The organism is Dolichospermum sp. UHCC 0352, from assembly GCF_009711925.1.
Lineage (GTDB): Bacteria > Cyanobacteriota > Cyanobacteriia > Cyanobacteriales > Nostocaceae > Dolichospermum > Dolichospermum lemmermannii.
Map to the genome: position 1 here is coordinate 1 of NZ_VIKY01000157.1, position 18,662 is coordinate 18,662.

Consider the following 18,662-nt stretch of genomic DNA (forward strand, 5'->3'; position numbering starts at 1 on the left):
TGGAACCACACTGATCCCTTCCCGAACTCAGAGGTGAAACGCTGCTGCGGCGACGATAGTTTAGGGGTAGCCCTCCGTGAAAATAGCTCGATGCCAGGTTTATTATTTACAAAAAACTCTCTCTTTAGTTGACTATCGAGGGAGTTTATTTTTGGCGTTTTTTCTAGGAGTTAAAGTCTAGCCCTTTCAAGGTGACTAACGGAAATACGTTGTTTCATTACTACCATCTTGAATCTTTCGGTCATATTTTCGGTTTTGCGAAGCTTAAAACAACCAATTGTCGTTCCAAATTTCACCATCTTGAAAGGGCTAGCTTGAAAGGGCTAGGGTTAAAGTCCAACTACGAACTCAGTCTGAATTAAATATGTTTTGATAAGTTCATTTATTTGAAAACAAGATTTTTGTTGTGTAATTAAACAGCGATCGCTTAATTTTTCGGCGTTGCTGATTAAGGGTATGAATTTTAGTCTCACGCAAAGGCGCAGAGACGCACTGAGGTTTGAGTTTTAAAGGTTCAATTTGGGAATTTCATACCTCAATTCAGCAACGCCAATTTTTCTAATCCATTAATTACTTCATTTAAAGATAAAGATGATTGTTTAAATATATCACTTGTAGATAAAGATGTTTCATTATTTGCTAATATCATTAATATCTTTTTTTCCCTAGTTGAAAGTTGATTAATAATTAGATTAAATTCCTGTTGCATATTATCTGTCAGAAAAGTTTCAGTATTTTCTAATATCAGCGATGGATCACGATTAAGTAAATTTTCGATCACGTTGACAATTTGCTTGAACCATAAAGGATGAGATTGATAAATCTGAATAAGTTTTTCTATTAAATATCTCCGAAAAAGAATAACCGTATGGCATATAAATTAGGTGTTTCATTGGAAGAAGTACAATAAATTCGTAGGGTAATTAACCCTTTTTTAGCACTACCTGAAAGCCATAATTGAGCAAGCGATCGCTATTGTCTATATCTAAATGATAAGAAAAAGTTGGATAGGGTTTTAGAATGATGTTGTAAACTCGTTCCCAGCCGGAGTCTGGGAACGAGAAGGGAGAATGAATGAGAGGAAGGTGAGGCAAAGACGATTGTCAACCAGTCAACTCCTGTAGATTATACTCCAGAGCAAGGTTTTCAGTTACAAAAGATGGGGTTAGTTGATCTAAAAGGTGATCAAGCGAGTCTGTCTTGCGAGTTATTCCTTGAGTATTTTTTGTCTATTTTACCTATTTAACGTGTAACTGAGTGAAACGCGATTTTGTGAGGTACTAAAACCAAAAAAAGGAAATAGGCTAATTTAGGATAAAATGACAACGGAAAAACCTCCCGCACCTCCACCCCATAAAAATCATCAAACCTTGATAAATCAAAGATCATAAATCTTGAGTACAACATTAATATTAATATAGATAGAAAATTTACCATCTGCTATAATTAAAATATTGGCTAAAAGTCAAAATGATTCATAATTAATAATTCCCAATTCATAAAACTGTAAAAAAGATCACAAATTAACTTCCTGACTTTAGCTATTTCTAATGCTTATCTTTTTGGTTTCTCTGCATACAGTTTAAACAACCAGAAAAGACACAAAAAGGAAAATCATGACCAAATCCTATGCCACAATTGATGGTAATGAAGCCGTTGCCCGTGTAGCTTACAAACTAAATGAAGTCATTGCCATTTATCCTATCACCCCATCTTCAAATATGGGTGAATGGGCTGATGCTTGGATGTCAGAAAATAAACCCAATTTATGGGGAACAGTTCCCAGTGTCACCCAAATGCAAAGCGAAGGAGGGGCTGCTGCTGCTGTCCATGGGGCATTACAAACGGGGGCATTAAGTACAACTTTCACCGCTTCTCAGGGATTATTATTAATGATTCCTAACTTGTACAAAATTGCCGGAGAATTAACCAGTTTCGTACTTCATGTTTCTGCTCGTTCTTTAGCTACCCATGCGTTATCTATTTTCGGTGATCATAGTGATGTCATGGCTGCAAGAGCGACTGGTTTCGCTTTTTTATGTTCCGCTTCTGTACAGGAAAGTCATGATTTTGCACTGATTTCTCATGCAGCAACATTAGAAGCAAGAGTACCATTTATGCACTTTTTTGATGGATTTAGAACTTCCCATGAAGTGCAGAAAGTTGAGTTATTAGCAGATGAAGATTTACAATCTTTCATTCCCCAATCTTTAGTATTTGCACATCGTCAACGGTGTTTAACTCCAGACAAACCAGTATTACGAGGAACAGCACAAAATCCTGATGTTTATTTCCAATCTCGTGAAGGTGCAAATCCTTATTATGATAGTTGTGCTGATATTGTCCAAAAAATTATGGACAAATTTGCAGAACGCACAGGCAGATATTACAAACTTTATGAATATCATGGAAGCACTGACGCAGAAAGAGTAATTGTGATTATGGGTTCTGGTTGTGAAACTGTTCATGAAACAGTGGATTATCTCAACAACCAAGGGGAAAAAGTCGGAGTTATCAAAGTGCGGCTTTTCCGTCCTTTTGATGTTTCCAGATTTATAGAAGCATTACCAAATAGTGTTAAATCTATTGCCGTTCTTGATAGAACCAAAGAAGCCGGAAGTGCAGGAGAACCTTTATATTTAGATGTGGTGACAGCTATTTATGAAGGCTGGAAAAAAACCACATTCCCAAAAATTGTTGGGGGAAGATATGGACTGTCTTCTAAAGAATTTACTCCCGCAATGGTGAAGAGTGTATTTGATAATCTCACTCAAATTAAACCCAAAAATCATTTCACAATTGGGATTAATGATGATGTCACTTTCACTTCTTTGAATTTTGACCCTAATTTCTCCACAGAACCAGATCATGTAGTTCGCGCCATGTTCTATGGTTTGGGTTCAGATGGTACAGTTGGTGCAAATAAGAACTCCATCAAAATCATCGGTGAGGGAACAGAAAATAACGCCCAAGGTTACTTTGTTTATGATTCCAAAAAATCCGGTTCAATGACAGTTTCTCATCTGCGTTTTGGTGCTGGAAAAATTCGCTCAACTTACCTCATAGACAAAGCTAATTTTATCGGTTGTCACCATTGGGGATTTGTGGAAAGTATTGATATTTTAAAAGCGGCTGCACCCGGAGCGACTTTGCTGTTAAATAGTCCTTATGATGCTGATCATGTTTGGGAAAATCTACCCCCAAAAGTCCAACAGCAGATTATTGACAAAAATCTGAAAATTTACGCTATTAACGCTAGTCAAGTAGCGAAAAATAGTGGTATGGGACACAGAATCAATACTATCATGCAGGTGTGTTTCTTTGCTTTAGCAGGAGTATTACCAGAAAAAGCAGCAATTGCTAAAATCAAACAAGCCATAGAAAAGACTTATGGTAAAAAAGGCGCGGAAGTTGTCAAGATGAATTTGAAAGCCGTAGACAACACTCTAGAAAATCTCCATGAAGTCGGTAATAGGTCATTGGTAAGAGGTAATAGGGAAGAAACGCAATTAGCAATTACCAAACCCAAATTTATCGAGAATGTTCTTAGCAAAATCATGGTCTGGGAAGGTGATGATTTACCTGTCAGTGCTTTACCTGCTGACGGAACTTTCCCCAGTGGCACTGCAAAATGGGAAAAACGCAACGTTGCAGAAGAAATACCCGTTTGGGATGGTGATGTCTGCGTTCAATGTAGCAAATGTGTGATGGTTTGTCCTCATGCGGCTATTCGCGCTAAAACTTATCAACCCGGTGAGTTAGTCAATGCACCGATAACTTTTAAATCCACTAACAGCAAAGATAAAAACTTTGCTAACCAGAAATTCACCATTCAGGTAGCGCCAGAAGACTGTACAGGCTGTGAAATTTGTGTTAGCGTCTGTCCTGCCAAAAACAAGGCAGAACCCACCCGCAAGGCGATTAATATGAGTCCGCAATTACCGTTGCGGGAACAAGAACGGGAAAATTGGAACTTCTTTTTGAATTTACCAAATCCTGACCGGAAAACTTTGAAAGTAAGCCAAATTCGTCAGCAGCAATTACAAGAACCATTGTTTGAATTTTCTGGTGCTTGTGCTGGTTGTGGAGAAACACCCTACCTTAAATTATTAACACAATTGTTTGGCGATCGCTCACTCGTTGCCAACGCCACTGGTTGTTCTTCCATTTACGGGGGAAATCTCCCCACAACTCCTTGGAGTCAAAATGCTGAGGGAAGAGGTCCGGCCTGGTCCAATAGTTTATTTGAAGATAACGCCGAATTCGGTTTTGGTTATCGTTTATCTATAGACAAACAAGCGGAATTTGCAGGCGAATTATTGTCACAATTAAGTAGTGAAATTGGTGATAATTTAGTTAATGCTATTCTGAAATCTGAACAAAAAACCGAAGCTGATATTTGGGATCAACGGGAAAGAATCGTCATTCTCAAACATAAACTCCAAGAAATTTTAAACGCAGATGAACACAGATACACGCAGATAAATGAAAAAAATATCCGCGTTAATCCGCGTTTATCTGCGTTCAAAAATCTTCAATCCCTCGCTGATTATTTAGTTAAGAAAAGTGTGTGGATAGTTGGGGGTGATGGTTGGGCGTATGATATAGATTTTGGTGGGATTGATCATGTGATTTCTACAGGCAAAAATGTGAATATTTTGGTCATGGATACAGAAGTTTATTCTAACACTGGCGGACAATCTTCCAAAGCCACACCAAAAGCCGCAGTTGCTAAATATGCGACTGGTGGAAAACCTGCACCTAAGAAAGATTTGGGTTTAATGGCCATGACTTATGGTAATGTTTATGTGGCGAGTGTGGCGTTAGGTGCAAAAGATGAACATACACTCAAAGCATTTTTAGAAGCGGAAGCTTTTGATGGGCCATCAATCATAATTGCTTACAGTCATTGTATTGCTCATGGTATTGATATGACCAAAGGTTTACATCAGCAAAAGGCTCTAGTAGACTCAGGAAGATGGTTGTTATATCGCTATAATCCGGCATTACAATCACAGGGGAAAAATCCCTTACAATTGGATATGAAAGCACCTTCTGAATCGGTGGAAAAGTCAATGTATCAGGAGAACCGATTCAAGATGTTGACGAAGAGTAAACCAGAGGTTGCCAAGTTGTTGCTAGAACAAGCGCAAGCAGAAGTTAATGCAAGATGGGAAATGTATCAATATTTGGCTAATAGGTAATTTAATTTAGATCCCCGACTTCTCTAAGAAGTCGGGGATCTTGCTATTCACGATTTGGGAAAAATTATTTATTCGATTTTTAAATGCGAGTCCTTCTTTTTCGACTTTGGATTATCTCTAATCAAAATAATGAAAGTTGACCTTCTTTTTTTAATGTCCAACTATTTTCTCCTATTCGTTCTCCAATATCTTCTAATACGCTCAAAATAGTTTGATTTTCTGGGGTAGTTCCATTTTTTAAAAGCGGTAATAGATGCAAAACTATTTCATCAAAACTTGGCTTTTTCTTTTCTCGTTCCATTCTGCGTAAATAACTAATCAAATAGTATTTAATTCTCAATTTTACATCAATATGTGACTTGAATTTCGTGTCTTTTTTCAGAGTAAATAGTTCTGTTTTTTCGTCATATTCAAAATTATCAATTAAAATTGGTGTTAAATCTGAATACTGTTTTTTTAACAAGTCTAAAAAACCTAATTCTAAGCCTTTAATAATGAGTTCATCATTAATTTGTTCCAGGCTTGCACCATCATTTTTTGCAATAATTCCTTCAATAGTCTGAATGACAATTTCTGCAATATCCATCCCTAAATTGGCTTTCATGATGGCTTTAGGACTGCGAACTTTACGAAAATTAATGATTAGTTGTCCTGACAAAACTGTAAAAGGATTTTGTCTTTTCTTAAAACTTGTTTGTCCGTTTTTTTGCGGTACTGCACCAACATATTCAAAACCACAACTTTCCGCAGTGTCAATAATTAAATGCCAAAATTCAGGATCTTTATGAGCAAATACAAATGATAACCAACGATCAAACTTTAGCACTCGATACATTTCTTTGATACTTTCGGCTATTAATTTGTTATTGTAATGTTTTACTACGAACTATATTTGTTTCTGTATACCCAAGTGCTTTTAAAATAGGAAGAATAATTACTTCTCTAACACTATCTTCTTTGAAATCTGGGTTTTCTTGTAGTGTCTGAAAGTTTAAATTACCAAAAAGATTATCCATTTTTTCTTTTTCCTTATCAAATTTTTAGATTAAAGCATTTTTAACCGCATCATGGCAAGTATTCATAGCTATAATATTATACTAAACCAAAAATTCATTATACATCAAACTTAATAGTTAAAAAATTAATTTCAAAATCTGACAAAATCTATTCCTCAGAAATTAACACTGGAGAAATGAACAGACATCAGATAACTAAAAATGCTACAATGTATAACATCCCTGAATATCATTTACATTTTGGTGGAGTATTGTAGGGTGTGTTAGCAATCGCGTAACGCACCTACGTATCTTTCCAAGAATTAAACCGGATTCCTATATGACAATCAATTAAGATTATTTTATGTTTAGTTAAAATTCATGTAATTAAATTATTTAATAATAAATTAACTTACTACTTTAATAAAGCATTTATAACAAAAATAATGATTTAAACTCACAAAAACCGTAGAGTTGCAGAGTATGCGCCCTCAATTCCATCAGCACAAATCAATAATTAAATAATGACATTATCCAACATCGCCAGTAATAATAGATGTTAGTAAAAAATCACATATTGATTACCAGCAAATATGAAACGTCGTGACTTTATAAATTGGGTAGGATTAGGTTGTTTAGCGAGTTCCTTACCTGTCGCAATTGCAGCCTGTTCTCCCGAAACGAGTACATCTGCTAATGCTGCCACGAAAGGCTGGCAAAAAGTGGGTACTGTAGCACAATTAGACAAAACTGGGCAACTATTAGTAGAAAATTCAACCATTGGCGCAGTATTAGTAGTTGGCACATCTAAAGCCGCAAAAAATCTGATTGCTGTTAATCCTACCTGTACTCATCAAGGTTGTAGCATCGACTGGAACGCAAAACAAGGTAAATTTGTCTGTCCCTGTCATGGTGCAAAATTTGCTCCTGATGGTAAAGCACAAGAAGGTCCTGCTAAAAAACCGCTGAAAACTTACCAAGCTAAAATTGAAGGTGGTTCTATCTTAGTTAAAGCAACTTGACAATCTCCAGGCTGTCATCATACAGCAGATTTTGCTCTAATGAGGTACAAACTTGAATTATGAAACTCTTGTAGTGCGGGCATCTTGCCCGCTGGATATGTACCTCATAGCAGGAATCAGGACGAAAGAGGCAGAGGGAAATAATTTTCTGACTTTATTCCCTATTCCTTGCTATATCAGTTGTTATACAACGCATCAATTCAGTATGCACAAGTATTTTTGCTAATGTGATTATGTAAATTAAATGCTGGACAACAAATTAAATTAAATTAAAATTATACAGATAACCCGTTAAATTAATAAGAGTTATTCATTTATACTTAGGTTCTATTAAAATGCGTCTAGAGCAGTTGCAAGCCTTTTTGGCGATCATTCAAACAGGTAGCTTTCAACAAGCAGCTAAACAATGTGGTGTGACTCAATCAACTATTAGTCGGCAAATTCAGGCATTAGAAGCAGATTTGGGCATAGAATTATTTCATCGCAGCACCCATGCCAAATTAACCTTAGGAGGTGAACGCTTACTTCCTCGTGTGCATAAAATCTGCCAGGAATGGGAATCCGCTACACAGGAATTAACAGATTTAATGGGGGGAAAGCAACCAGAACTATGTATTGCAGCAATTCATTCAGTCTGTGCTTCTTACCTACCACCAGTGTTACAAAAATTTTGTCATCATTATCCAGAGGTGCAATTGCGAGTCACATCATTAGGAAGCGATCGCTCTCTGAAAGTCCTCAAAGATGGTTTAGTAGACTTAGCAATTGTAATGCACAATCGCTTTTTAATCACCGGCAAAGAAATGGCCGTAGAATTGCTATATGAAGAACCCATAGAAGTCCTCATCGCAGCAAATCATCCCCTATCTGAATATGAATCTATCCCCTGGTTAGAGTTAATTCGTTATCCCCAAGTGGTATTTAAAGATGGTTATGGAATGCAACGTCTGATTCAAGATAAATTTGAACAGATGAAAGCTACACTCAAAGCAGCTTTAGAAGTAAATACCCTGGATGCCTTTCGGGGAGTAGTTCGTCAAGGAGAACTCATTGCCTTACTTCCCCAATCAGCATTAATAGAAGCCAGACATGATCCCACCCTGGCAGTTCGTCCCCTAGCCGAAAATAGTAATTTAGCTGATAATTCTAGTTTAACTCGTCGGGTAGTGATGGTAACAACTCAAGATCGTCTCCACATTCCCCCTATTCAATATTTTTGGCAACTTGTCAAAGATAATATTCCGGAAATAAAAAATTAAAAATAAACTATTACCTTTTTCCACTGACAACTGACAACTGACAACTAACAACTAACAAATGACTAATAAATTTAGAGAATTTATTCAAAAAGTAGGTAGTGGAACTCACACATCAGATAATTTAACTCGTGCTGAAGCCGCTACTGCAACAAAAATGATGTTATTAGGTGAAGCCACACCAGCGCAAATTGGCGCATTTTTAATTGCTCACCGCATTAAACGTCCCACAGGTGAAGAATTAGCAGGGATGTTAGACAGTTACTATGAAATCGGACCCAAATTGCTACCAATAGCCCAACCTGTGATAGTTTTGGGTGTACCCTATGATGGCAGAACCCGCACTGCACCAATTAATATAATTACGGCTTTATTATTAGCTGCTGCGGGACAACCTGTAATTATGCACGGAGGAGATCGCTTACCGACAAAATATGGTTTACCTTTAATCGAGATTTGGCAAGGTTTAGGAATAGATTGGACTGGTTTATCACTCGAACAAACCCAGCAGGTTTTTGAACAAACAGGAATCGGTTTTATTTACACACCTAAGCATTTTCCTTTAAATCAAACTTTGTGGGAATACCGTGAGCAATTGGGGAAACGTCCACCGTTAGCCACAATGGAGTTGATTTGGTGTCCATATACGAGTGATGCTCACATTATTGCCGGTTTTGTTCATCCACCCACAGAAGGAATGTTTCAGACTGCTTTGGGATTACGTGGGGTGAATAAATACACTTTTATCAAGGGTTTAGAGGGTAGTTGTGACTTACCACGCGATCGCACAGCCATTATCGGCTTATCTTCATCAAACCCAGAAGTATTAACCCGGCTACAACTCGCACCCCGTGAATATGGCTTTATCACTAAAAACGTTCCCCTCACAACCACAGAAGAACTCATTAAGGAAATGCAGGGGATTTTAACGGGAAAAACCAGCGAACTAAGCCAAACAGCCCTATGGAATGGTGGTTTTTATCTATGGCGCACTGGTATTTGTTCAGATATGCAAACTGGTATAGACACAGCCACTGAACTAATCAGCAGTGGTGTATTAGCAGCTAAACTGCAACAAATTAATACTTTGCTGCAAAGATTTTAATCGGTAATTGGTGATAAAGTTTTTGTTCTCACCCTATTTATCCTGTTTATCCTTTAATCCTGGACATCCTGATTCAGACAAAAGCTTACCACTGAGAAGACTGAAGTTGATAATTTTTAACCGTAGATTCTACAAGAATTGGAACTAACTGCACAGCACAGGCTTTTAATTCCGGTTGCAGGGAATCAGGACAAGCTTCTGAATGGGTAAGAGCGTTAGCTTCTGCATCATCTGCCCACAGTTTACCCCAGTGCATAGGGACAAAGACAGTACCGGGAGAAATAGCTTTTGTAACTTTAGCTGGAAACTTAGTTGTACCACGACGCGATCGCACCTCTAACCACTGATTATCAATAATACCCAAAGTAGCAGCATCACGGGGATGAATCTCAATAAACGGTTGCGGGTGCAGTTTGCGAATTTTCTCAATTCTGCCGGTGCGTGTTTGTGTATGCCAATGACCATATAATCTACCAGTAGTTAATATAAAAGGATAATTCTCATCCGGTGGTTCAGCAAGTCCTTTAGAATAATATGCACCAAACTTAGCGCGTCCATCAGGTGTATGAAATCGCAAATTAGTATATAGACGTTTAGTTCCTGAATTACTACCCTGTGCATAAGGCCAATGGGTTGGACCTTGTGCGGCTAAAAACCCATGACTTAAACCCGACATATCACAAGGACGCTGACGAGTTAATTGGACAAATTCCTGATAAACTTCTGCCGAATTTTGGAAATTAAACTTATCATTAAAACCTAATCTTCTTCCCACTTCTGCGAAAATTTCCCAATCAGGTTTTGCTTCTCTGGGTGGTTCACGAAAAGCCGAACATAGAGTGACCATTCTTTCCGAATTCGTCATAATCCCAGTTTTTTCACCCCACTGTGCCGCAGGTAACAAAACATGAGCATAAGCTGATGTTTCCGTAGGGTAATAAGCATCTTGATAGATAGTAAAAGGAGATTTTAATAACGCCTTTTTAGTTCTTTCTAAATCTGGCATACTCACAGCCGGATTAGTGGCAGCAATCCACAATAAACCCACATTTCCAGTTTCTAAACCAGTGATCATTTCCCAAGCAGTTAAACCAGGAACAGGGGAAATTTGTCCTCTTTCCAAACCCCAAAAATCCTCAACTTCTGCGCGATGTTGGGCATTTTTTACCAACCGATAACCCGGTAATAAATGGGCTAACCCTCCCGCTTCTCTGCCACCCATAGCATTAGGTTGACCAGTCAAAGAAAAAGGACCAGCACCAGGTTTACCGATTTGTCCCGTCATTAAATGTAAATTAATAATAGTTCTAACTTTAGCCGTACCTTCTGAAGATTGATTAACACCCATTGACCATAAAGAAAGTACAGATTTTGATTTTCCCCAATATTTAGCAGCAGTTTCTAAATCTTCAATACTAATACCACAACGACTCGCCACTACCTCCGGCGAATAATGCCGAATTACCTCAGCATAAGCCGGAAAATTGCTAGTACAATCATCAATAAAAGCTAGATCAACATAATTCCATTTCATTAATAAATGGGCAATACCATTTAACAAATCAATATCTGTACCTGGACGAATAGCTAAATGTAAATCGGCTGCTTCGGCTGTGGGAGTCCGCCGAGGGTCAACCACAACCATTTTAACATGGCGATTTTTTTTATGATATTTTGCTAACTTATTAAAAATAATGGGATGACATTCTGCTGTATTTGTACCAATTAAAAAAGCACAATCAGTTAATTCTAAATCATCGTAACAGCAAGGAGGACCATCAGCACCAAAACTTTGAATATACCCAGATACCGCACTAGACATACACAACCGGGAATTAGCATCGAAATTATTAGTTCCTAAACAACCTTTAAGTAACTTTTGAGCAATATAATAATCTTCTGTTTGAAATTGTCCAGAACCATACATACAGATAGAATCTGTGGCTTGATTCAATCTCAATGTTTGAATCCGGTGGGTAATAATATCAAAAGCTTCATTCCAACTCACACGCCGAAATTCTGCATCTAAAGAATCGCGCACCATGGGATAATGTAATCTACTTTTATCCAAAGATTCAGCAATAGTTGCACCTTTAACACATACCATTCCTTGACTAGAAGGATGGGATTTATCACCCCTAACTCGCCAAATAGGAATTCCTTCACTATCTCGATTTGTGGCTTTTCCATGTTGGGCTGGTGGAGAAACTTCTAAACCGCAACCAACACCGCAATAAGGACAAAGTGTTTTGGTAAATTCTGTCATAATATTTGCAGGTTTAAAAAGTTATTTCGCGCAATCTCTCTTAGAGATCCCGCAGGGTAGACGCTAAGGAGCAAAGTTATGATAAACGAACCACAGAGGCACAGAGGACACAGAGATAATTTCATAAGAGGAGAAATATTTTTAATTTCTAGTTTTTATTTTCTTACCTTTGCGCCTTTGCGTGAGATAATTATTCTTCTATTAAAACAGATTGATGATTAATTATTTCTCCTTCATTTTCATTATCAGATGCAAATGAATTTTTTGGTTCTTTGAGGAAGAATCCACACATAAAGGCGCAAATCATGGCGGCTATTCCCATGGTGGCAAATAGGGTTGATGGGTCTGTTAAACTATAGATTGTTAGATAAACTACGCCGCCAAAGTTGCCGTAAGCACCGACGTTTCCGGCTATTTGTCCGGTTGCTTCTTTTTTGATTAATGGCACTATTCCGTAAGTTGCACCACAACCAGCTTGAGCAAAGTAAGCCGCAAACATGGTGACAGCAATTGCGAGGGGGATAGGCCAATCTTTGTTAATGAAATGTGCCATTAAATAACCTATTGCAATCCCCGCAGAAACTATTGTCATTGTCCATTTACGCGAACCTAATTTATCGGAAATTAAACCACCACTGGGACGAGAAACTAGGTTAAGAAAGGGATAAATGGAGGCAATCATGCCGGCGACAATATGTTCTAAACCAAAGGTTTTTTCAAAGAATGCCGGGAGCATGGAAACGGCTGCAAGTTCTGAACCAAAGTTGGTAATGTAGGTAAATTCTAATAATGCTACTTGACCGAATTGATAACGTTGATTTGCTGGGTAGGTTTTTTTTCCTGTTAGTAATTCGTGATTGACTTGATATGCTTGGTAAGTTTGGTAAGCAAATAATCCTGCTAATACAATCCAAACTATATACATTTGGCTAAGTGTGAGGAAATGAATTTTCTTTTGTTCTAGTCTCCAAGCTAATAAACCCAATGCGAATATTAAACCAAGGTTGGAAACAATCAACGCCCAAAAGCTTTTAATAGAAGTTACTTCTAATGAGCCATTTTTCTTGGGTTTTTGATAAACTTTACCGCTGGGTGTATCTTGAACGCTTTTAAAGTAGAATAATCCGTAAATTGCAGTGACAATTCCTGTTAAGGCAATTGTTAATCTCCAGTTAGAACCGCTACCACCTAAAAAGCTGGTTGCAATTGCAATTGTTGGTAATGCAAATTCTGCTCCAAATGCTCCAAAGTTACCCCAACCGCCATAAATACCCTGGGCAATTCCCATTTCTTTGGGAGGAAACCATTCGGCTACCATGCGGATTCCTACCACAAATCCAGAACCGACTATTCCCATTAATAAGCGACTAATAACTAGTTGGTTAAAGTCTTGGGCTAATGCTGTTGCTAAACAAGGAACAACTGCAAACATTAATAAGAGGGAATAGGTAATTCTTGGCCCGAATTTATCCAATAACATCCCAATAATTAGACGGGCCGGAATTGTTAATGCTAGGTTACAAATTCCTAATGTTTTAATTTGTTCAGGAAGTAAATGTAATTCTTTTCCAATTGTGGTAGCGAAGGGGGCAAAGTTAAACCAACAAACAAAGGTTAGGAAAAATGCAAACCATGTCTGATGTAGTATGCGATAGCGGCCTTGGAATGAAAATAATCCTTTTAACATTTCTTTTCTCGCTAAATAATTGAATTTCTGAAAAATTGGATATAAAAATCCAAGGACAATTATGAAATTGCCTAAATTGATGATTTATCAAACGCGGATAAACGCAGATAAACGCGGATGATTTTATGTCTAGTTATTGAGGTTAAATTATTGCTGGTTCTCGCAATTTTGCCCCAAATTTGGTAATTAGTATTTCTTTCAATATGGGTTGTAAGTCTTCGCAGGGAATACTTTTTTGCACACAAGTTCCTAAATGTGCGTCTTTCCCCACTGTTCCACCCATGTAAATGTCTACACCTTCCAACATTTTGCCATTTTTACGCACTTTAGTTCCCATTAAGCCAATATCGGCTACTTGGGGCTGTCCACAGGAGTTAGGGCATCCTGTCCAATGAATTCGCACAGGACGTGATAAAGTTAGTTCAGATTCCAATGATTTAATCATTGCTAAGGCGCGATTTTTGGTTTCTATTAAGGCAAAGTTGCAAAATTGTGCGCCTGTACATGATACTAGCGATCGCATTAATAAACCAGGATTAACTGAAAATTTCTCTAATATAGATTCTGTGAAAAATGTTGTTAAACTGGAATCGGGAATATTCGGGATAATGACATTTTGTTCTACGGTAAACCGGATTTCTCCGCTTCCGTAAACTTCCGCTAATCTGGCAATTTCCAACATATCATCAGCAGACAATCTGCCGACGGGAATATTTAAACCTGCGTAGTTAAATCCAGGTTGTTTTTGTTTATATATGCCCACATGATCCCGTTTTTCCCAGTCAATTTCATCTTTTGCTGCTGCGGGTAATAATGATTTTCCAACTCGCTTTTCTACTTCAGCACGGAATTTTTCTATCCCCCATTCATCAAGTAACCACATTAATCGGGCTTTTAGTCTATTTGCACGTAAGCCATGATCTCGGAAAATCTCGACAATGACTTTGCATAATGATACAACTTCGGCGGGAGATACCCAAACATTGAGAGGAATAGCAGCTTCACAACGTTTTGCCGAAAATAAGCCGCCGACAATGACGTTAAACCCAAAGATTGGTACTTCGTTTTCATTTCTCCAAAAAGCGGGAATAAAGGCTAAATCGTTAATTTCTGCATGAACGGAATTATCTCTTCCTCCAGTAATTGCAATATTAAATTTGCGGGGAAGATTGCTAAATTCTGGATTACCTTCACCGTTGTTAGTCAGCATATCCTGGATTTGCTGCACTAATTCTCTGGTATCATAAAACTCATCTGCATCTAAACCAGCTACAGGATCACCTGTAATATTACGGACGTTATCCATCCCTGATTGGATAGTAGTCAATCCGACTTTGTGAAATTTATTAAAGATATCGGGGATATCTTCAAAGTTGATCCCGCGTAGTTGTATATTCTGTCTAGTGGTAATATCGGCGCTGCCATTTTCACCGTAACGCTGTACCACTTCTGCTAAAACTGACAATTGACTGCTGTTGAGAATACCGTTAGGTAGACGCATTCGCATCATGAATTTACCGGGAGTGACTGGACGGAAAAATACACCTAACCATTTTAGGCGATGGTTGAGGTCGTTTTCGTCCATTGCTTCCCAACCAATTTGGGCAAAATTTTCTATTTCGTTTTTAACTACGAGTCCGTCTTTTTCGGCTTTGAATTTCTCGAATTTATTGAGTTTATCTGTGGTAGTTGCTGTTTCTATCATTATGCTTTTTTTGGGGAAACAGGACTGAATTAACTGTGTATCCGTGTTCTTATCGGTTCTGTACTTGCCACTTTGGGGAAATAACTGATAGTAGTTTCCTGGTTGGTGGTGTAACAGTTTCGATATTGTTACGTTAGTGTGATTTTTCATAACAGTTCGTATAGTAGGTTACTAAATTTGAGTAATTATGCAAAAATTGGATATATTGATTGCGGTTTTTGCATAATTAATGGAAGATTGTTTTTAATAGATATGTTTATACAGATAAAAGCGGCAATAATTGTTTTGTCACTGGTAAATAACAATCACCTTGCTAAGTTTGATAGCAAAGTTTATTTTTGTAAAATTAGGTAGTTTGTTTGTGAGAATTGCTATATTATAATCTTGTGTTAATACCAAGATATTGAAATTAAAAAAAACCATGATAGATCCCGTAATCAACAGTTTTGTTCAGGAATATTTGCAAGATTATGAGCTAGAATCGAAAGATGATCCTACAGATTTTGAACGATTCGCTAATTATTGTGTCTTTTCGTCTTCTAATCGAACAGGAGACGAATTTGATATTACTAAAGTTCATACTGGACAACCGAGTGATACAGGATTAGATGGTATTGGTATTTTAATTGATGATATTTTAGTTAATTCTAAAGATGATGCAGAAAATATAATTGGAGATAATAAAAATAGAAGTTTTGAATTAAAATTTATTTTCATACAAGCTAAGTTAAAAAACAGTTTTGAACTTACTGTTGTAGAGAGAACAATGAGTGCAATTAAAGATTTTTTTTGCAGATTATCGAGATAAAAAACCTTTCTATTCAAGAAGTCAGAAAGTTCAGGAAAAGGCAAACTTAGCATCACATTTACTGAAAACATATATTAAAAATATACGGAAACGTCCAGAATGTAAGATTTACTATATCAGTATTTCTCACAAAGATGCTGAGTCTAAAATCAAAAATAAACAATTAAGATTGTTGAAAGAGTTAGAAGAGGAATTGACATTTTTATCTAGTATTAATTTTTCTTTTTGGGGATATAAAGATATTGAAAAGTTATATAGACAAACTCAACTTCAAGTTGAGACTACTATTAAAGTTAATAATTCCTTTGATTTGGAAGTTCCTGGAGTAGAGAAAGCATATATAACAACAATGTCTTTTTCTGAATTTAGGAAAATAATTTTGCGTGAAGATGAAGATAAAAGCATCAGAGATTTTATTTTTTATGATAATGTTAGAGGTTTTTTAGGAGAAGAAAATAGAATTAATGAAGGCATAAAACAAACTCTTGAATCTGACGATAAAATTTATCTTTTTCCTATTTTAAATAATGGAGTTACTATTATTACTCAAGAGTTACACATAGTCAAAGATAAAACATATAGATTAGTTGACTATCAAATTGTTAATGGTTGTCAAACTAGTCATGTACTGAATATTTGTAAAAATGTATCTAACATAGATGATACAATTATTCTTGTTAAAATAATAGAAACAGATAACGATAATATTAGAAATGAAATTATTAAGGCGACTAATTCTCAAACAGAGGTTCAGAAAGAATTACTAGCTGCTTTATCTGATTTTAATAAAAAATTAGATGAATATTATGAGATTCAGAAATCAGGACATCAGAAGCCACTTTATTATGAAAGAAGACCCGGACAATTTCTGCGCCAAGATGTTATTAAAAATAGAATTATTAAAATTAGACCTCAGATTAAAACTTTCACTGCAATGTTTTTGGATGAACCTCATAATTTTAGCTATTTTGATAAAAAATTAATTGATAGAATTGGAAATGATATTTTTGCTAATTCTCATTATCCAATCCCTTATTACACAAGTTCATGGGCATTTTATCAACTTAACTATTTATACAAAAAATTGAAAATATATGTAAATCTGAATTATGAAAAAAAAAGATACATCAACTAAAGTTAAATATTATCTACTAATGATTTTTAAATATATTGTTAGTGATAGTGATTGTCCTAGTTGTAAAAATAAGAAAGATATAGAAAAATATTGTGAAACAATTATTAGTATTCTTAATGATATTGAAAAATGTGAAGAAATATTTATCCAAACCAATGATAAATTTAATACTCTAGCCCAACAATATTATCAAAAATCTAATAACTCAGATTTTATTGATTATGAAAAAATTTGTAAACAACAAGCTTTTACTGATTTTATTTTGTCAGAACTAAATGCTACCAATAAAAATCTTCCAAGAATTCGACAAAACCATATAAATAGTAAGCAACTATTGCTTCCCCTGGAGAACTAGTTAATCATATGAGATATATCTGACACAATCTATTACTCGGATATTAACACTGGAGTAATAAACAGACATCACAAAACTAAAAAATGCTATAATGTGCAACACCAGAAAATTTACAGAGTCATTTGCTATAATTGTACTTAAGAATAGTTATGTGAGGTAAGTTACTATGATTACAAAACAAATGATTCAAGAGAAACTAAAAAATTTAACAGAAGAACAACTTAATCAAGTTTATGGAATTATTGAACAGTTAAGCGATTCAGAAAATGCTGTTAAAAAACCTAGTCTCATGTCCAAATTACGAAAGATTAAAATTGATGCTCCTGAAGATTTCTCGATTCAAGTGAGTGTTAGTTTAGGGAGAGATACAAGTGAGGGATAAAATTTTTGTTGATACGCTGTTTATTGTAGCCTTAATAAACAAACGGGATCAATATCATCTCAAAGCTTTAGAATTAGCTCAAAAATTTGAAAATTATCCTTTGATAACCACTGATGCAATTTTATTAGAAGTTGGTAATGCTTTATCGAGTAATTATAAAAGTGAAGCAGTTGAATTAATGGAAACTTTTTTAAATTCTGATGAAGTAGAAGTTATCCGGTTAAATCCTGAATTATTTGAAGAGGCATTAAATTTATACAAACAACATCAAGATAAATCATGGGGTTTAGTTGATTGTGTTTCTTTTGTGGTAATGAAACAAAATAAAGTTACTCAAGCTTTAACTTTTGATAAGCATTTTATTCAAGCTGGGTTTCAAGCATTAATGAGATAATAAAGATTGTCCTAAACTAACATTATTAACAGGTTTTACAATAATCCAGTCATAAGTTTTGACTTCTTTTGCTCCTGGTATTGAATCTCCCCATTGTGTTAATTCTTGAAAAACGGCTGATGATATGATAATTTATCCATAAAGTTGTTCTACTAATTGGATTTTTCCCTATAGCTGATAGATTAGTAATACAGCGGTTTCCGCTCTTATGAGGTACAAAGTTGAATCACGAAACTCTTGTAGTGCGGGCATCTTGCCCGCTAGATATGTACCTCATAACACCGGGAAGTGCTGTAGGTGAAGTATTGCTAACTATGATCATAAATTTTAGATAATTCCCAAGTTTTT

The 18,662-nt window shown here is 36.1% G+C and carries 16 protein-coding genes; 10 read left to right on the forward strand and 6 right to left on the reverse strand.

From position 1 onward, the window contains the following. Positions 1 to 535 precede the first annotated feature (535 nt). Positions 536 to 781, reverse strand: coding sequence for a hypothetical protein (locus tag FJR06_RS10870; protein WP_015081551.1), 246 nt, complete (start codon positions 779 to 781; stop codon positions 536 to 538). A 318-nt stretch (positions 782 to 1,099) separates the two neighbouring features. On the opposite strand from FJR06_RS10870, the gene FJR06_RS24905 reads away from it, so the two are divergent. After that, positions 1,100 to 1,246, forward strand: a complete 147-nt coding sequence (locus FJR06_RS24905) for an AAA-like domain-containing protein (protein WP_083881489.1) — start codon at positions 1,100 to 1,102, stop codon at positions 1,244 to 1,246. Positions 1,247 to 1,616: 370 nt separating this feature from the next. Further along, the gene (gene nifJ / locus FJR06_RS10880) at positions 1,617 to 5,204 is read left to right on the forward strand and encodes a pyruvate:ferredoxin (flavodoxin) oxidoreductase (RefSeq protein WP_168651417.1); all 3,588 of its coding nucleotides are present in this window, start codon (positions 1,617 to 1,619) and stop codon (positions 5,202 to 5,204) included. Positions 5,205 to 5,325: 121 nt separating this feature from the next. Here nifJ and FJR06_RS10885 read toward each other — a convergent pair whose 3' ends face one another. Continuing rightward, on the reverse strand, positions 5,326 to 6,030 hold the full coding sequence (locus tag FJR06_RS10885; protein WP_200863832.1) for a hypothetical protein: 705 nt from the start codon (positions 6,028 to 6,030) through the stop codon (positions 5,326 to 5,328). A gap of 37 nt (positions 6,031 to 6,067) precedes the next feature. Next, positions 6,068 to 6,220: a type I restriction enzyme HsdR N-terminal domain-containing protein gene (locus FJR06_RS10890; RefSeq protein WP_148279087.1), complete on the reverse strand. Its 153-nt coding sequence runs from the start codon at positions 6,218 to 6,220 to the stop codon at positions 6,068 to 6,070. A gap of 572 nt (positions 6,221 to 6,792) precedes the next feature. Here FJR06_RS10890 and FJR06_RS10895 point away from each other — a divergent pair. From FJR06_RS10895 to FJR06_RS10905, 3 genes are all read left to right on the forward strand, one after another. Next, positions 6,793 to 7,221: a ubiquinol-cytochrome c reductase iron-sulfur subunit gene (locus FJR06_RS10895; RefSeq protein ID WP_015081554.1), complete on the forward strand. Its 429-nt coding sequence runs from the start codon at positions 6,793 to 6,795 to the stop codon at positions 7,219 to 7,221. Positions 7,222 to 7,556: 335 nt separating this feature from the next. Beyond that, positions 7,557 to 8,480, forward strand: a complete 924-nt coding sequence (locus tag FJR06_RS10900; RefSeq protein WP_015081555.1) for a LysR family transcriptional regulator — start codon at positions 7,557 to 7,559, stop codon at positions 8,478 to 8,480. 58 nt (positions 8,481 to 8,538) lie between these two features. After that, positions 8,539 to 9,582, forward strand: coding sequence for an anthranilate phosphoribosyltransferase family protein (locus FJR06_RS10905; protein ID WP_015081556.1), 1,044 nt, complete (start codon positions 8,539 to 8,541; stop codon positions 9,580 to 9,582). 85 nt (positions 9,583 to 9,667) lie between these two features. On the opposite strand, the gene FJR06_RS10910 is transcribed toward FJR06_RS10905, so the two are convergent. From FJR06_RS10910 to FJR06_RS10920, 3 genes are all read right to left on the reverse strand, one after another. Further along, on the reverse strand, positions 9,668 to 11,848 hold the full coding sequence (locus FJR06_RS10910) for a molybdopterin oxidoreductase family protein (protein WP_015081557.1): 2,181 nt from the start codon (positions 11,846 to 11,848) through the stop codon (positions 9,668 to 9,670). Positions 11,849 to 12,038: 190 nt separating this feature from the next. Beyond that, positions 12,039 to 13,535, reverse strand: a complete 1,497-nt coding sequence (locus tag FJR06_RS10915; protein WP_015081558.1) for a NarK family nitrate/nitrite MFS transporter — start codon at positions 13,533 to 13,535, stop codon at positions 12,039 to 12,041. 142 nt (positions 13,536 to 13,677) lie between these two features. Next, complete coding sequence (locus FJR06_RS10920) at positions 13,678 to 15,240, reverse strand: ferredoxin--nitrite reductase (RefSeq protein WP_168651418.1); 1,563 nt, start codon at positions 15,238 to 15,240, stop codon at positions 13,678 to 13,680. 421 nt (positions 15,241 to 15,661) lie between these two features. On the opposite strand from FJR06_RS10920, the gene FJR06_RS10925 reads away from it, so the two are divergent. The 5 genes from FJR06_RS10925 (at position 15,662) to FJR06_RS10945 (ending at position 18,314) form a co-directional block, all read left to right on the forward strand. Continuing rightward, a complete protein-coding gene (locus tag FJR06_RS10925) occupies positions 15,662 to 16,048 on the forward strand; it encodes a hypothetical protein (protein ID WP_041458147.1) in 387 nt (128 codons plus the stop codon). Continuing rightward, complete coding sequence (locus FJR06_RS10930) at positions 16,011 to 17,183, forward strand: AIPR family protein (RefSeq protein WP_168651419.1); 1,173 nt, start codon at positions 16,011 to 16,013, stop codon at positions 17,181 to 17,183. The genes FJR06_RS10925 and FJR06_RS10930 overlap by 38 nt, the downstream gene beginning before the upstream one ends. Then, positions 17,158 to 17,538: a hypothetical protein gene (locus FJR06_RS10935; protein WP_168651420.1), complete on the forward strand. Its 381-nt coding sequence runs from the start codon at positions 17,158 to 17,160 to the stop codon at positions 17,536 to 17,538. The genes FJR06_RS10930 and FJR06_RS10935 overlap by 26 nt, the downstream gene beginning before the upstream one ends. Positions 17,539 to 17,704: 166 nt before the next feature. Continuing rightward, a complete protein-coding gene (locus FJR06_RS10940) occupies positions 17,705 to 17,920 on the forward strand; it encodes a hypothetical protein (RefSeq protein WP_015081560.1) in 216 nt (71 codons plus the stop codon). After that, positions 17,910 to 18,314 carry a type II toxin-antitoxin system VapC family toxin gene (locus tag FJR06_RS10945; RefSeq protein WP_015081561.1) on the forward strand — a complete coding sequence of 135 codons (405 nt, stop codon included), beginning with the start codon at positions 17,910 to 17,912 and terminating at the stop codon, positions 18,312 to 18,314. Before FJR06_RS10940 ends, FJR06_RS10945 begins: the two co-directional genes overlap by 11 nt. Positions 18,315 to 18,662: the final 348 nt, after the last annotated feature.

Bases quoted from the DNA above. Each gene is read 5' to 3' on its own strand.
- nifJ (WP_168651417.1), top strand. From the start codon at position 1,617: ATGACCAAATCCTATGCCACAATTGATGGTAATGAAGCCGTTGCCCGT.
- FJR06_RS10890 (WP_148279087.1), bottom strand. From the start codon at position 6,220: ATGGATAATCTTTTTGGTAATTTAAACTTTCAGACACTACAAGAAAAC.
- FJR06_RS10895 (WP_015081554.1), top strand. From the start codon at position 6,793: ATGAAACGTCGTGACTTTATAAATTGGGTAGGATTAGGTTGTTTAGCG.
- FJR06_RS10900 (WP_015081555.1), top strand. From the start codon at position 7,557: ATGCGTCTAGAGCAGTTGCAAGCCTTTTTGGCGATCATTCAAACAGGT.
- FJR06_RS10905 (WP_015081556.1), top strand. From the start codon at position 8,539: ATGACTAATAAATTTAGAGAATTTATTCAAAAAGTAGGTAGTGGAACT.
- FJR06_RS10910 (WP_015081557.1), bottom strand. From the start codon at position 11,848: ATGACAGAATTTACCAAAACACTTTGTCCTTATTGCGGTGTTGGTTGC.
- FJR06_RS10915 (WP_015081558.1), bottom strand. From the start codon at position 13,535: ATGTTAAAAGGATTATTTTCATTCCAAGGCCGCTATCGCATACTACAT.
- FJR06_RS10920 (WP_168651418.1), bottom strand. From the start codon at position 15,240: ATGATAGAAACAGCAACTACCACAGATAAACTCAATAAATTCGAGAAA.
- FJR06_RS10925 (WP_041458147.1), top strand. From the start codon at position 15,662: ATGATAGATCCCGTAATCAACAGTTTTGTTCAGGAATATTTGCAAGAT.
- FJR06_RS10935 (WP_168651420.1), top strand. From the start codon at position 17,158: ATGAAAAAAAAAGATACATCAACTAAAGTTAAATATTATCTACTAATG.
- FJR06_RS10940 (WP_015081560.1), top strand. From the start codon at position 17,705: ATGATTACAAAACAAATGATTCAAGAGAAACTAAAAAATTTAACAGAA.